This window comes from Nocardioides sp. LMS-CY (genome assembly GCF_018732145.1).
GTDB classification, from domain to species: domain Bacteria; phylum Actinomycetota; class Actinomycetes; order Propionibacteriales; family Nocardioidaceae; genus Nocardioides; species Nocardioides soli.
The window spans coordinates 517,128-530,499 of record NZ_CP076104.1 but is presented as its reverse complement, the minus strand read 5'-3'; the positions used below and the strand labels follow the sequence as shown (position 1 = coordinate 530,499).

Below are 13,372 nucleotides of genomic sequence, written 5' to 3'. Positions count from 1 at the left end.
GCTCGCGAGGGCAGCGAGAAGCGGCGAAGGTTGAGGAGCGTCGGGTCGAGCCGCCGCCGCCCGAGCTCGCGAGGGCAGCGAGAAGCGGCGAAGGTTGAGGAGCGTCGGCTCGGACCGAAGCGGAGCGAGGGCCGAGCGACGCGTCTCGAAACCCGGTGAGACGAGAGGCAGGCTCAAGCCCGACAGTCGGCACGGAGGTTTCGAGACGGGCGCAGAACGCCCTCCTCAACCACCGTGCCCCCACAACCGGCGCGGAACGCCCTCCTCGACCACCGGCACGCTGCGGGTTCGGCTGCTGACAGCCAGAACCCGCACGACACTCCGAGGCCGACCGGCATGTCGCGCGGGTTTCGGCTGCCGGCAGCCAAAACCCGCACGGCCCGTACAGTCGCCCCATGACCGACCGCTTCCAGGTGGCCAGCCGGGCGAACGTGCCGCCGTTCCACGTGATGGACCTGCTGGCGGCCTCGGCGGCCCGCCAGCGCACCCACGGCGACCTGCTCAACCTGCTGGCCGGTCAGCCGATGACCGGGGCGCCGGCCCCGGTGCGCGAGGAGGCCAAGCGGCTGCTCGACTCGGGCGACCCGCTCGGCTACACGCCGGCGACCGGCATCCTCGAGCTGCGCCAGGCGATCGCCCGGCATCACAAGCGGGCGCACGGCATCGAGGTCGACCCGGACGAGGTCGTGGTGACGACGGGGAGCAGCGGCGGCTTCCTGCTGGCCTTCCTGGCGGCGTTCGAGGTCGGCGACCGGGTGGCGATGGCGCGGCCGGGCTACCCCTGCTACCGCAACGTGCTCACCGCGCTCGGCTGCGAGGTCGTCGAGATCCCGACCGGCCCGGAGACCCGGTTCCAGCCGACCGTGGAGCAGCTCAGCCAGCTCGGCGGCATCAAGGGCCTGGTCGTGGCCAGCCCCGCGAACCCCACCGGCACGATGCTGCTGCCGGGCGAGCTGGCCGCGCTCGCGACGTACTGCGAGGAGCAGCGCATCCAGCTGATCTCCGACGAGATCTACCACGGCATCGAGTACCGCCCAGAGATGACAGAGCCCCACCTGGCGCGCAGCGCCTGGGAGACCAGCCGCGAGGCGGTCGTCTTCTCCAGCTTCAGCAAGTACTTCTCGATGACCGGCTGGCGGATCGGCTGGATGCTCGTCCCCGAGCGGCTGCGCCGCGCGGTCGACGTGCTGACCGGCAACTTCACGATCTGCCCGCCGGTGATCGCGCAGCGGGCTTGCCTCGCGGCGTTCGACGAGGCGACGTACGCCGAGCTCGACGGCCACGTCGCCCGCTACGCCGAGAACCGCCGGCTCCTCCTCGACGGCCTGCCCCGGATCGGCATCACCGAGCTGGCGCCGGCGGACGGCGCGTTCTACATGTACGCCGACGTCGGTCACCTCACCGACGACACGATGGCGTTCTGCCACGACCTGCTCGCTCGTACCGGCGTCGCGATGGCGCCGGGCATCGACTTCGACACCGTCGACGGGCCCCGGTTCGTGCGGATGAGCTTCGCGGGTCCCGGCAGCGAGATCGAGCAGGCCCTGGAGCGGCTCTCCACAGGCCTCGACCGCTGAGGTTTCTCCACAGCGGCGCTCTGGTGACCCTCCCCACCGACGACCCGATCCACGGGTCGCGGGAGGGGACGAGATGTACGGCGACGCCACCGCGATCCACGGCCTGGCCGGGCAGCTGCGCGACCGCGCGGCGCAGATCCGCGACGTCGCGACCGACCTCGCCGCGGCGATCGACCGGGTGGCCTGGGACGGCCTGGCCGCCGACGCGATGCGCGCGCAGACCGGCCTGCAGCTCGACGCGCTGCGGCACACTGCGGCCCTCCACGACGACGCGGCGGACGCCCTCGACCAGCACGCCGCCCGGGTGCAGCAGCTCCAGGACCTGATCGCCGCGATCGAGCAACAGGCCGCCCAGCTCGTCGACGCCGCCCATACGCGGCTGTCCGACCTGGCCCACGGCGTCTTCGACGGGCTCACCGCGCTCGCGCCGGACCCCGTCGACGAGGTGCTGGCGCACTTCCGGCCACCGCCGCCCGGGCACCTCGACTGGCTCTCCGTCGACCTGCCGGGGCTGCCGTGACCGACGACGGAGCGGCGCGCATCACCGACGTCCGCGGCGGGTCCGGCAGCATCGAGGCGACGTACGACGCCGTCCGCGGCCTGGCCGACGCGATCGACGCCGCGGCGGACCGCCAGCGCGCGTGGGCGCTGTCCGGGGCCAGACTGCTCGCCGACCCCGACCTGCTGGCGTCCGCCCCGCTGTCGCCACCGACGTTCGCCGAGGCCGAGGCCGCCCTGGTCGCGGCGACGACCGGGCCGCTCGGCCTGCTGCCCGGCTCCGCCGGCTGGGAGGCGACCGCGGTACTGATCCGCGCGGCGCTCGACGGGCTGGAGGCCAGCGACGTCGCCGCCCGGGTGGCGATCGACGCTCTCGACTGGCGACTCGGTCTGATGGCCGGCATGGTCCTGCGCCTGGCCGGGCCGGTCGCGCTCGCCACCGCGTCCACGCTGCCGCCCGAGGCCCGCGCCCGCCTCGGTGCCGACCTGCAGCGGTGGCTGGTCGACCATCCACGCATCGTCCAGCACCTGGTCAACGGCGGCGGTGGACTGCTCACCGGGCTCGGCCCACTCGCGGCGATCGACCGGCGGGCCGCGACGACCCTGCTGGCCCTGGCCTATGCCGACGGCGACCCGGTCACCACGCCGCGCCCCGATCTCCGGGTCCGCGCCAGTCGCCGTCAGCCCGCCTCGGTCGCCGACCTCGTCGATCACCTCGCCCAGGTCGCCGCGCTGTCCCCCGAGGCCGGCTCCGCGGACAATGGCACCATCGAGGTGCAGAGCCTCGACCCCGGCACCGACCGCGCCCGGCACGTCGTCTACCTGCCCGGCACCGACGACCTGGCGACGCTGCCCTGGACCCAGGACCGCGACGTGCGCGACATCGGCACCGATCTCCGGTCCGCGGCGGGCACGAGCACGGCGTACCAGCGCGGGATCCTGCACGCGCTGGCCGATGCCGGAGTGCGACCGGACGAGCCGGTGCTGCTGGTCGGCCACTCGCTCGGCGGCATGGAAGCGGCGGCGCTGGCCGGTCGCGACACCGGCTTCGCGATCACCGACGTCGTCACCGCCGGCTCGCCGACCGCGCACCTGGGTGGCTTCCCCGACGGGGTCCGGGTGCTGTCGCTCGAGCATCGCGGCGACATCGTGCCGCTGCTCGACGGAGCCGACAACCCCGACCGGGTGGAGCAGGTCACGGTGCGCTTCGCCCACCCCGGCGACGGCACGGTCGCGGGCGAGCACGGCTACGACCACTACCGCGCGGGTGCGGCGGCGGTGGACGCGTCGACCGACCCGACCGTGGTCGACCATGTCGACGGGCTGCGCGACCGCGGGTACCTCGGTCGGTCGGCGGAGGTGTCGAGCCGGGTGTTCCAGGTCGCTCGCCACCGTTGAGCGGTTTTGATCCGTGGTGCTGCGGGAATGCGAGCCACTGACCCGCGACGGGAGGCAGGCGATGTACGGCGACTCCGAGGTGATGCGCAGACGAGCGGCAGAGCTCCGCGCGCAGGGCGCCGACCTCCGCACGCTCGCCGACCGACTGGTCGCGGGCACCGAGGGTGCCGGCCGGACCGGCCGGGTCGCGGCCGCACTCGATGAACGGCTCCGGATCCGGGCGGGCCGTCTGCGCGAGGCCGCCGGCCGCCACGACGACGCAGCCGAGGCCCTCACCGCCCACCGACGCGAGGTCGACCGGCTCAAGGAGGCCATCGCCGACACCGAGCGCCGCGCGACCCAGTTGCTCGCGCAGACCGGCGCCACCGTGCCGACCCCGCCACCGGGCCACCGCGACTGGCTCACGCTCGACCTGCCGGGGCTCTGACCGCCGCCCATGCCGACCATCGACCTGGGCGTCGCGCCCGTGACCCCCGCTCCGGTCGGCCTGCTCGCCGCGCTGCCCCGGCGGCTCACGCTCACCCTCCCGGAGCTCCGCCTGGTGGCGGAGCGCGCCGGCGACGCGCCGCTGCCGTTCGACATCCGACCCACCGGGTCCGCGGGCGCGGACGAGTCGGCCTACCTCGACGCGCTCGCGGCGCTGCCCGAGCCCGACGCCGCCCTCACCCGGCGCGGACTCCTGCACGGCGACGCGGTCGACGAGGGCCTGCTCGGCGCCGTCGGGCTGATCGCGGCGCCCACGGTCGCGCTCGACCTCGACGTACGCGCCGGTCCCGGCCGCACGAAGGCGTGGCACCGACAGTCCGGGGGCGCCGTCGCGGCGCTGGCGACCGCCGACGGCATCGTCTTCGAGCTCGCCTGGTTCCCGGTCGACCGGTGGGGCGAGGAGCTGGCCCGGGCCGCGGTGCTGCCCGAGACGGTCGCCGTCGGCTCCTCGGCCGTCCCCGACGGCCTCGACCTCCCGTACGAGCTGCTGGACGCCGCGGCCGAGGCGGCTCGGAGCGGGCGGCACGACCTGCTGTCGGTGCTGGTGGCCGAGCACGCCACCGACTGCCGCGGCCCCGGCGGAGCTCCGCTGCCGGAGCTCGACCTGCTCACCCTGCTCGAAGGGCTCACCTCGGAGTGCCGGGGGCGGCTCCGCGCGCTGGTCGCCGACGTCTCCGGCGCGACCACCGAGGTGGTCGGCGTGGTGTCGTGGCTGCTGCTCGCCGACGGGTGGCGTTCCCTGCGACCGCGTCGGGTCGCTAGCGTCAGCCGGATGACCGTCCTGCGCGTGACACCCCCCGAGCTCGCGCTCGCGCTGGCCCCCGTGCTCGCCGAGGTGGCCCGGTGACCCAGCAGACCCTCGACGACGGCCCCGACCGCTACGAGCCCCTGATGCGGCTCGCCGACCTCTTCGATGCCGCGGGCAGCGAGATGCGCACCCGCGCCGGCCTCGGCGAGCGGGTGCTCCGCGACCCCGAGGTCGCCGACTCCGCCGAGCTCGCGCCCGCGACCTGGGCGCGGTTCGACGACGAGACCCGCGCCGCCACCACCGGCCGCCACGGACTGCTGGCCCGCTCGGTGGAGCTGGACGCCGACGCGCTCGCCGTCCGCGCGACCGTACGGACCTACCGCTGGGCCGACGACCTCCAGGCGACAGCACAGCGGACGCTGGGCAGCGTCGCGGCCCGCGCGGTCGGCTACCTCGCCCCCGACGTGGCGCTCGGCGGCGACGTGGTGTCGGCCGGGCTGATCGAGACCGACGCGCTCGACCGCGAGGGGGTCGCCGGGTTCCTCGACGAGCTCGCGGGCCGGCACCCCGAGCTGCTCGAACACGCCGTCACCGTCGGCGGCCTGGTCGACGGGCTGCGGATGCGCTCCCTGCTCGCGACTCCCGTGCTGGCCGGCGACCGCGGGCCGGCCGCCTCCCGCGGCGGGATGGCGGCGCTGGGCGAGGGCCCGTTCGCCGTCGACCTCGGCGCGGCGCTGCGCGACGTCGCCACCGACCCGGGCGAGCGGGGCGACGACGCACCACCCGAGCACGCCTCCGACGGGCCGCCCTCCGGACTCGAGGACCTGATGATCCGGCTGTTCGCCGTCACCCGGTCGGTGGCCGTGCAGCGGGTGGCTCCCGGGGCGTACGTCGCCTTCCTGCCCGGCCCGCACGGCCGCTCCGGCCGGCCCCTGCGCCTGGTCGGGGGCGACCACCTGCCGTACGCCGACCGCGTCACCCGCACGCTCGAGGGCGCGATCCGCCGGCACGACGACCATGCGCGGGTGCTGCTGGTCGGCCACGCCCAGGGCGGACCCACCGCGCTCGACATCGCGGCGATGGCCGAGTCCCCGCTCTTCGACGTCGACCGGGTGGTCACCGCCGGCGCGCCCTCGGCGCTGGTCCCCCGGGTGCCGCGGACCACCCGGATGCTCAGCCTCGAGGACCGCAGCGACCCGGTCGCGCTGCTCGGCTCGCTCGTCAACGCCGCCTCCGACAACCGCCTCACGGTCGTCTTCGACGGCGCCGGCGCCGAGTCCACGGCCGAGCGCTACATCGCCGGAGCCCGCCTCGCCGACGCCTCCGACCACCCCGACCTGGTCCGCGCGATCGACGACCTGCGGGGGCTGGGGTACCTGTCGTAGGTCGTCGCCGATCGGGATAGTCCGTCACGTTCTGGTTGTCCGACCGGGCGAGACCACCACCAGAACGTGACGGACTATCCCGGCATCCCGGTGGCTCACAGGATGTCGTGCACGAACTCCCCGAGCTGGGTGAGGTTGCGGCACTCCACCATCGGCACGATCTCGCCGTACTTCGACGCAGCGGAGTCACCGGTGTCCCAGTGGCGGCGGTGCTCGGGGTTGAGCCACCAGGAGTGCTTGGCCGACCCGGCCAGCCGCCGCAGCACGTCGAGGTGCAGGTCGCTGTAGTTGGAGCGCGCGTCGCCGAGGATCAGCAGCGACGACCGGGGCCCGAGCGCATCGGCGTACGACTCCTCGAACTTGGCCAGCGCGCGTCCGTAGTTCGTGCGCCCCCACAGCGCGGCGTGGGCGGTGCTGGCGGCGAGGCCGGCGAGCACGTCGCCGGGGTCGGCGCCGGGACGGAAGTGCGAGGTGACCTCGTGCACGTGGTCGATGAACGTGAAGGCCCGGACCTTCTCGAACTGGTCGCGCAGCGCGTAGACGAGCAGCAGCGTGAACTGCGCGAAGTTCGCCACCGACCCGCTCACGTCGCACAGCACGACGAGCTCGGTGCGATGCGGCCGCTTCGGCCGGTGATGGGTGACGAGCGGGACGCCGCCGGTGGAGATCGAGGCGCGCACGGTACGCCGGAAGTCCAGCGGGCCACGCCGCTTCGCGTGGTGCTCCTGGGTCAGGCGAGTGGCGAGCCGGCGGGCGAGCGGGTAGATCTCGCGGCGCATCTCGTCGAGGTCGGCCTTGCGCGCGGCGGTGAAGTCGATGCGGTCGATCGACGGTCGCAGCGCGACGTTCGCGACGTGCTCGGGACCCTTCTCCTCGGCGATCCGCCGACGCGCGTCGGCCTCCACGAGACCGGTGAGCTCGCCGGTCCGGCGGCGCGCCTCGACGCGGGCGTCCTCCAGGCGGCCCTCGCCGAGCAGCGCCTGCGCGATCCGGTCGACCAGCTCCTGGGGCGAGACCCGCTGCAGGGCGGTGTACGCCGACCACGACGACAGCCCCGGCCCGCGCCCCGGCATCGCGCCGAAGCGGGCGACCATCTCGGCGGCCAGGTCGAGCATCGCCTGCCGGTCGCCCTCGGCCAGCGCGTCGACCAGCTGGTCGCGGAAGGCCGCCAGGGCCTGGGCGTTGTCGACCACGCGGTTCGCGTCGTCGCGCTGCCCGGCCGCGCCGTCGCCGACCATGCGCGGGAAGTAGACGTCGAAGAGCGCGTCGAACGTCGCCCGCTGGCTCTGCTTCTTCACCAGCGTCGCGGCGTACGCCGCCCGCACGGTCTCGCGCCGGTCCCAGTCGACGGCGCCGAGCGCGGCGACGGCGTCGAGGTCCTCGGCGAGCGATACCGACATCCCGGCAGCGCGCAGCGCCTCCAGGAAGGAGATGTGGCGGTCGACCAGCCCCGAGGTCATCCCGCGAACCTCAGCTCCTTCATGGCCTTCTCCCGGTCGGAGTGGTGCTTGAGCAGGACGCCGAGGGTGTCGTCGATCGTCGTGGGGTCGAGGTCGCGGATCTCGAGCGCCACCAGGGTCCGGGCCCAGTCGACCGACTCGGCGATCGACGGCGCCTTCTTCAGGTCGAGGTCGCGCAGCCGGTGCACCACCTCGACGAGCATCCGGGCGGTGCGCTCCTCGAGGTCGGGCACCTGGCTGGTCACGATCTCGCGCTCGCGCTCGGCGTCGGGGTAGTCGAGGTGCAGGTAGAGGCAGCGTCGCTTGACGGCCTCCGACAGCTCGCGGGTCGCGTTCGAGGTGAGCACCACGAAGGGACGGCGTACGGCGGCCACCGTGCCGAGCTCGGGGATCGTCACCTGGAAGTCCGACAGCACCTCCAGCAGCAGTCCCTCGACCTCGACGTCGGTCTTGTCGACCTCGTCGATGAGCAGCACGGTCGGCTCGTCGCGCCGGATCGCGGACAGCAGCGGTCGGGTGAGCAGGAACTCGTCGGTGAAGATGTCGTCGTGGGTCTCCTCCCACGACTGGTCGCCGGAGGCCTGGATGCGGAGCAGCTGCTTCTTGTAGTTCCACTCGTAGAGCGCCCGCGCCTCGTCGAGCCCCTCGTAGCACTGCAGCCGCACCAGCTCGGCCCCCGTCACGCGAGCGACCGCCTTGGCGAGCTCGGTCTTGCCGACCCCGGCCGGCCCCTCGACGAGCAACGGCTTCTCCAGGACGCCCGCGAGGTACGCCGTGATCGCCGTCGCCGGATCGGCGAGGTAGCCCGATCCCGCCAGGCGGGTCGCGGCGTCGTCGGGCGAGGAGAACCAGGTGCTCGGCTGCGGCATGTCCCCATCCTCGCCCAACCCTCGGTGCGGTCGGTCGCTGGCTCATACAGGAACCCAGGGGGATAGCCACAGACGAACTGGTTGTTCCCGGTGCTCGGGAACGACCAGTTCGTCGCTGGCTATCCCTAACCGATCTCGCCGGCGCCGGCGGCGTGCCGCTTGGCGAGCTCCTGGTAGTACGGCGCGTTCTGCTCGACCCAGAGCGCCGACGAGCTGCCCTCGACCGGCTTGGTCGGCTTCGCGGGGATGCCGCTCACCACCATCGCGCCGGGCAGCTCGGTTCCCGGCGTGACCACGGAGCCCGCCGCGACCAGCGTGCGCGGACCGATCACCGCGTGGTCGAGCAGCGTGGACCCGTTGCCGATCAGCGCCTGCTCGCCGACCTCCCGACAGTGCACGACGCAGCTGTGGCCGATGGTCGCGTTGCGGCCCACCACCAGCGTCTCCCCCGGCGCGGCGTGCAGTACCGAGTTGTCCTGCACGTTGGCGCCCTCACGGACCACGATCGTGCAGATGTCGGCGCGCAGCACCGCGCCGTACCAGACGCTGGCCCCGGCCTCGACGGTCACGTCACCGATCAGGGTCGCGGTCGGCGCGACGAAGGCCTCGGGATGGACGCTCGGGCGCTTGCCCTCGAACTCGAACAGCGGCATGCGCCCATTCTGGTCGGCCGCCCCTCGCCACCCGGCCCGCAGGGCCCGTCCACGCGACCTCGTAGGGTTGTCGCACATGACCGCGACCGCGGCCGGGGTGTTCCGGCGCACTGCTCTCGAGCGAGCCGACCAGCGGGTCGCCTGGGAGAGATCCGACCAGGCGTTCTTCGCCGCCGGGGCGTGTCACATCCTGGCGTGGACGTGTCGCGAGTCCTATCCGGAGGAGCCGATCGGCATCGCCGCCGTCCGGTTCCCAGGCGAGCGGCAGGTGTTCCACGCGTTCGCGACCTGGAACGGGTGGGCCTTCGACCACTCGGGCTGGAACCGCGAGGGCGACCTGCTGGCCGCGAACGCCGACTTCGAGGGTGGCCCCCTCGAGGTGGTCGAGATCGACGCGGACCTGGCCGAGTTCTGCGACGAGCACTACTCCCGCATGCCGCACCAGTACTGGCGCGACCCGCGGCCCCGTGCCCGCGCCTACCTCGGACTGCACTCGCCACCGTGGGCGGGCGCACCGGCACCGTGATCGGCGGCGTCGCATCCGAGAGACGAAGACGCCGCCTCGCGACCCTTCCGGACCACGAGACGGCGTCTTCGGACTTTCTCCCAGGCTCCGGATCTCGTTCCGCAGCCCCTGGCGGTGGCGGAGGGATTTGAACCCTCGGTGGGCTTGCACCCACAAACGCTTTCGAGGCGTTCTCCTTAGGCCGCTCGGACACGCCACCGCCGGAGAGAGTACCGGAGGCGGTGGGAGCGGGTGAAATCGCGTGGGTGCCGTGTCACTCAGGGCGTCCAGCCCGGGTTGCGACCGGTCGCGCCGGCGAGCCGGTCCAGCGGGGGCGCGTCGGCGGCGACCGGGACCGGCGGGCCGAAGGGGCCGGCGCCGGCGCCCTCCGGCACCTCGAAGCCCTCGGCGAAGGCCAGGCAGGCCAGCACGGCGTCGGCGCCGGGGTCGTAGGTCTGTGCGGTGGCCCGGGCCAGGTCCCAGCCGTGCACGACGACCTCGTCGAGGGCGACCAGTGCCGCGATCTCGGACGGCATCTCGATCGGGCCGGCCAGCGTCATGCCGGCGTACGCCGCGGGGTCGGACCACGCGGCGGCGAGGCGGTCGAGGCCGGCGGGGATCTCCGCACGCCAGCCCAGGCCGAGCCGCGAGCCGTCGAATGACGCGCCACCACCCGGTGCCGACTCCTTCGTCGCCGCGAGCGTGAAGGCCAGCGTCAGGCCGTCGAGGTGGTCGAGCAGGTCGGCGACCGTGAGCCCGGCACACGGCGTGGGCCGGGCGAGATCGGTGTCGTCGATGCCGGTGACGATGCGGGTGACCGCGTGGACGGCCGGGGCGAAGTCGATCGGGTCCATGCAGGTCCGACCCGGCCCACGCCCGAGACTCATCGGCGGGCTCAGCCTCGGATCAGTCCACCAGCAGCACGTGCAGGGTCCGGGGGCCGTGCACGCCCTCGACCCGGTCGAGCTCGATGTCGCTGGTGGCCGACGGACCGCTGATCCAGGTGTGCGGGCGGCGGGGGTCGAGGAGCGGCAGCGCGTCGGGTACGTCGGGCACCACCTGGTCGGCGCGCACGATGCACACGTGCCGGTCGGGCACCAGCGAGATCGCGCGGCGGCCCTGCCCCGGGCCGTGATCGAGCACGATCGTGCCGGTCTCGGCGATGCCGACCCGGGCCTCGGTGACGACGGCGTCGTAGCCGTCGAGCTCCGCCGCGGTGAAGCCGGCGTCCTCGTCGGCGCCCGGCACGGGCACGGTCAGCCCGGCGGGTACGACGACCCGCGCGCCGGCCGGGAGCGCGGCGGCCACCCCGGCCGCGAGGTCGGCGGCCGAGCACCGCTCGACCACGGCCCGGTAGTCGGCGACCCGCTCGGCGAAGTGCGCCACCACGTCGGACACCGGCGCGATCCGCGGCGACGGGGGCACGGCGTACCCGGGCTCGACGCCCGCGAGCGCGCGGCGGACCCGGCCCAGGATCTCGTCGCGCGCGGGTTTCGAGGCCTCAACCACCGTGACCACCCCCCTCGGTGCGCCTCCACCAGGCGCGGAACGACTCCCGTGGAGCCGGGGGCAGGTCGCGGGCCGAGGTCCACGTCGATGCGCCGAACCGGCGCCCGATCCTCAGGCCGAGCCCGGTGAAGCGCTCCCCCAGACGGAGCCTGCGGGAGTCGGAGAGCGCGACCGCTGCGCCCTTGAAGGCGAGGGCCTCGACCTTCGGGCGGCCGCCACGATGTGCGTCGACGACCTTGGCCCGCTGGTCGACGAGCACCGACGGGATGTCGATGCGCACCGGGCATGCCTCGAAGCAGGCCCCGCACAGCGACGAGGCGTACGGCAGGGAGTCGACCTGGTCGTCGTGTCCCACCCCCTTCAGCAGCGGGTTGAGGATCGCCCCGATCGGGCCGGGATAGACCGAGCCGTAGGCGTGCCCGCCGGTGCGCTCGTAGACGGGGCACACGTTGAGGCAGGCCGAGCAGCGGATGCAGCGCAGCGCCTGGCGGCCGACCTCGTCGGCCAGCGCGTTGGTGCGGCCGTTGTCGAGCAGCACGACGTGCACCTCCTGCGGCCCGTCGCCCGGCGTCACCCCCGACCAGGTGGAGGTGTAGGGGTTCATCCGCTCGCCGGTCGAGGAGCGGGGAAGCAGGCGAAGGAGCGAGTCGAGATCGTGGAACGTCGGGACGATCTTCTCGATGCCGACCACCGAGACCAGCACCTCCGGCAGCGTCAGGCACATCCGGCCGTTGCCCTCCGACTCGACGACGACCAGCGTGCCGGTCTCGGCCACGGCGAAGTTGGCGCCCGAGATGCCGACCTTCGCGCGCAGGAACTTCTCCCGCAGGTGCTCCCGTGCCGCGGCCGCCAGCGCGGCCGGCTCGTCGGTGAGGTCGGCGGGCGCCGGCCGCCCGGCGGCGGCCATCCGCTCCAGGAAGATCTCGCGGATCTCCGCGCGGTTGCGGTGGATCGCGGGCACCAGGATGTGCGAGGGCAGGTCGTCGCCGAGCTGCACGATCAGCTCGGCGAGGTCGGTCTCCCACGCGGCGATGCCCTCCGCCGCGAGCGCCTCGTTGAGCCCGATCTCCTGGGTCACCATCGACTTGACCTTGACGACCTCGTCGACGCCGTGGGCCTTGACGATCGCCGCGACGACCGCGTTGGCCTCGGCCGCGTCGCGCGCCCAGTGCACGATCGCGCCGTTGGCGGTCAACGTCTCCTCGAGCCGCTCGAGATGGGTGCCCAGGTCGACCAGCGCCGACTCCTTGACGCCCGCCCCGGCGAGGCGGAGCTCCTCCCACGAGCAGCTGGCGTCGAGCTCGTCGACCAGCCGCTGCCGCTTGGCGCGGATCGTGCCGGTGGCGTGGGCGAGGTTGTGCCGCAGTTGGGCGTTGCCCAGCGCCGCGTGGGCGGCAGCGGGGAAGGCCGGCATCCCGACGAAGGTGGCGCTCATCGCGCGGCACCTTCGGTGGAAGCCAGGATCTCGGCGAGGTGCACGGTGCGTACGCCGGACTGCTGGCGACTCAGCAGCCCGCCGATGTGGGTCAGGCACGAGTTGTCGCCGGCCACCAGCACCTCGGCTCCCGTGTCGCGGACGTGCCGGGCCTTGTCGGAGCCCATCGCCACCGACGTCTCGGCGTTCTTGACCGCGAACGTGCCGCCGAAGCCGCAGCACTGGTCGGCGGCCGGCAGCTCCCGCAGCGTGAGCCCCCGCACCCGCTCCAGCAGCCGTCGCGGCCGGTCGCCGACGCCGAGCATCCGCAGGCTGTGACAGGTCGGGTGGTAGGTGACCGTGTGCGGGTAGTAGGCACCGACGTCGGTCACCCCGAGCACGTCGACGAGGAACTCCGACAGCTCGTAGACCCGCGCCGAGGTCGCCTCCACGGCCGCCGCGAGCGCCGGGTCGGCGCCCCGGCGGGCCACGATCGCGTGCTGGTGGCGGGCGCAGCCCGCGCACGACCCCGACGGCGTGACGACCGCGTCGTACCCCTCGAACGCCTCGACGAAGTTCCGCACCACCGGCACCGCCTCGTCGAGATAGCCGGTGTTGACCATGGGCTGCGCGCAGCAGGTCTGCGACTCCGGGAACTCCACCTCCACGCCCAGCCGACGCAGCAGCGTCACCACCGCCCGCCCGGTGTCCGGGTACAGGGCGTCGTTGATGCAGGTGACCATGAGGGCGACGCGCACCCGCCCATCATCGCCCACGCGACGGCGTACTGCTCGAGGACCGGTTCGCCGCCACCCAGGCTGCCGGTCGAGTCCGGAGTCCGGTGTCCAGAAGTCCCGACTCGACCTCGGA

General features: G+C 73.9%; 14 protein-coding genes and 1 tRNA gene. 7 read left to right on the top strand and 8 right to left on the bottom strand.

The annotated features are described in order from the left end of the window. The first annotated feature begins 395 nt into the window (after window positions 1-395). The 6 genes from KM427_RS02545 to KM427_RS02520 all read left to right on the top strand — a co-directional run bounded on the left by KM427_RS02545 (window position 396) and on the right by KM427_RS02520 (window position 6,092). Window positions 396-1,577: a pyridoxal phosphate-dependent aminotransferase gene (locus KM427_RS02545; RefSeq protein ID WP_215526153.1), complete on the top strand. Its 1,182-nt coding sequence runs from the start codon at window positions 396-398 to the stop codon at window positions 1,575-1,577. Window positions 1,578-1,650: 73 nt separating this feature from the next. Beyond that, window positions 1,651-2,097, top strand: a complete 447-nt coding sequence (locus KM427_RS02540) for a hypothetical protein (protein ID WP_215526152.1) — start codon at window positions 1,651-1,653, stop codon at window positions 2,095-2,097. Next, the gene (locus KM427_RS02535; protein WP_215526151.1) at window positions 2,094-3,473 is read left to right on the top strand and encodes an alpha/beta hydrolase family protein; all 1,380 of its coding nucleotides are present in this window, start codon (window positions 2,094-2,096) and stop codon (window positions 3,471-3,473) included. The genes KM427_RS02540 and KM427_RS02535 overlap by 4 nt, the downstream gene beginning before the upstream one ends. Before the next feature lie 13 nt (window positions 3,474-3,486). Next, window positions 3,487-3,900 (top strand): hypothetical protein, encoded by a 414-nt coding sequence (locus KM427_RS02530; RefSeq protein ID WP_252274984.1) that lies wholly within the window; start codon window positions 3,487-3,489, stop codon window positions 3,898-3,900. 9 nt (window positions 3,901-3,909) lie between these two features. Continuing rightward, window positions 3,910-4,806: an ESX secretion-associated protein EspG gene (locus KM427_RS02525; protein WP_215526150.1), complete on the top strand. Its 897-nt coding sequence runs from the start codon at window positions 3,910-3,912 to the stop codon at window positions 4,804-4,806. Next, window positions 4,803-6,092, top strand: coding sequence for a hypothetical protein (locus tag KM427_RS02520; RefSeq protein WP_215526149.1), 1,290 nt, complete (start codon window positions 4,803-4,805; stop codon window positions 6,090-6,092). The genes KM427_RS02525 and KM427_RS02520 overlap by 4 nt, the downstream gene beginning before the upstream one ends. Before the next feature lie 95 nt (window positions 6,093-6,187). On the opposite strand, the gene KM427_RS02515 is transcribed toward KM427_RS02520, so the two are convergent. The 3 genes from KM427_RS02515 to KM427_RS02505 form a co-directional block, all read right to left on the bottom strand. Beyond that, window positions 6,188-7,552 carry a vWA domain-containing protein gene (locus KM427_RS02515; protein ID WP_215526148.1) on the bottom strand — a complete coding sequence of 455 codons (1,365 nt, stop codon included), beginning with the start codon at window positions 7,550-7,552 and terminating at the stop codon, window positions 6,188-6,190. Continuing rightward, window positions 7,549-8,421, bottom strand: coding sequence for an AAA family ATPase (locus KM427_RS02510; RefSeq protein ID WP_215526147.1), 873 nt, complete (start codon window positions 8,419-8,421; stop codon window positions 7,549-7,551). Before KM427_RS02510 ends, KM427_RS02515 begins: the two co-directional genes overlap by 4 nt. 125 nt (window positions 8,422-8,546) lie before the next feature. Further along, complete coding sequence (locus tag KM427_RS02505; RefSeq protein WP_215526146.1) at window positions 8,547-9,074, bottom strand: gamma carbonic anhydrase family protein; 528 nt, start codon at window positions 9,072-9,074, stop codon at window positions 8,547-8,549. A 76-nt stretch (window positions 9,075-9,150) separates the two neighbouring features. Here KM427_RS02505 and KM427_RS02500 point away from each other — a divergent pair, with 76 nt between their 5' ends. Further along, window positions 9,151-9,600: a hypothetical protein gene (locus tag KM427_RS02500; RefSeq protein ID WP_183592463.1), complete on the top strand. Its 450-nt coding sequence runs from the start codon at window positions 9,151-9,153 to the stop codon at window positions 9,598-9,600. Window positions 9,601-9,709: 109 nt separating this feature from the next. Here the strand turns inward: KM427_RS02500 and KM427_RS02495 are convergent. The 5 genes from KM427_RS02495 to KM427_RS02475 all read right to left on the bottom strand — a co-directional run bounded on the left by KM427_RS02495 (window position 9,710) and on the right by KM427_RS02475 (window position 13,245). Continuing rightward, a tRNA-Ser gene (locus tag KM427_RS02495) sits at window positions 9,710-9,799 on the bottom strand. A 58-nt stretch (window positions 9,800-9,857) separates the two neighbouring features. Next, complete coding sequence (locus KM427_RS02490) at window positions 9,858-10,466, bottom strand: TIGR03086 family metal-binding protein (protein ID WP_215526145.1); 609 nt, start codon at window positions 10,464-10,466, stop codon at window positions 9,858-9,860. A gap of 19 nt (window positions 10,467-10,485) precedes the next feature. Continuing rightward, window positions 10,486-11,097 (bottom strand): LutC/YkgG family protein, encoded by a 612-nt coding sequence (locus tag KM427_RS02485; RefSeq protein ID WP_502887149.1) that lies wholly within the window; start codon window positions 11,095-11,097, stop codon window positions 10,486-10,488. Then, complete coding sequence (locus KM427_RS02480; RefSeq protein ID WP_215526143.1) at window positions 11,081-12,523, bottom strand: LutB/LldF family L-lactate oxidation iron-sulfur protein; 1,443 nt, start codon at window positions 12,521-12,523, stop codon at window positions 11,081-11,083. The genes KM427_RS02485 and KM427_RS02480 overlap by 17 nt, the downstream gene beginning before the upstream one ends. Beyond that, window positions 12,520-13,245, bottom strand: coding sequence for a (Fe-S)-binding protein (locus KM427_RS02475; protein ID WP_183593757.1), 726 nt, complete (start codon window positions 13,243-13,245; stop codon window positions 12,520-12,522). The genes KM427_RS02480 and KM427_RS02475 overlap by 4 nt, the downstream gene beginning before the upstream one ends. Window positions 13,246-13,372 lie beyond the last annotated feature (127 nt).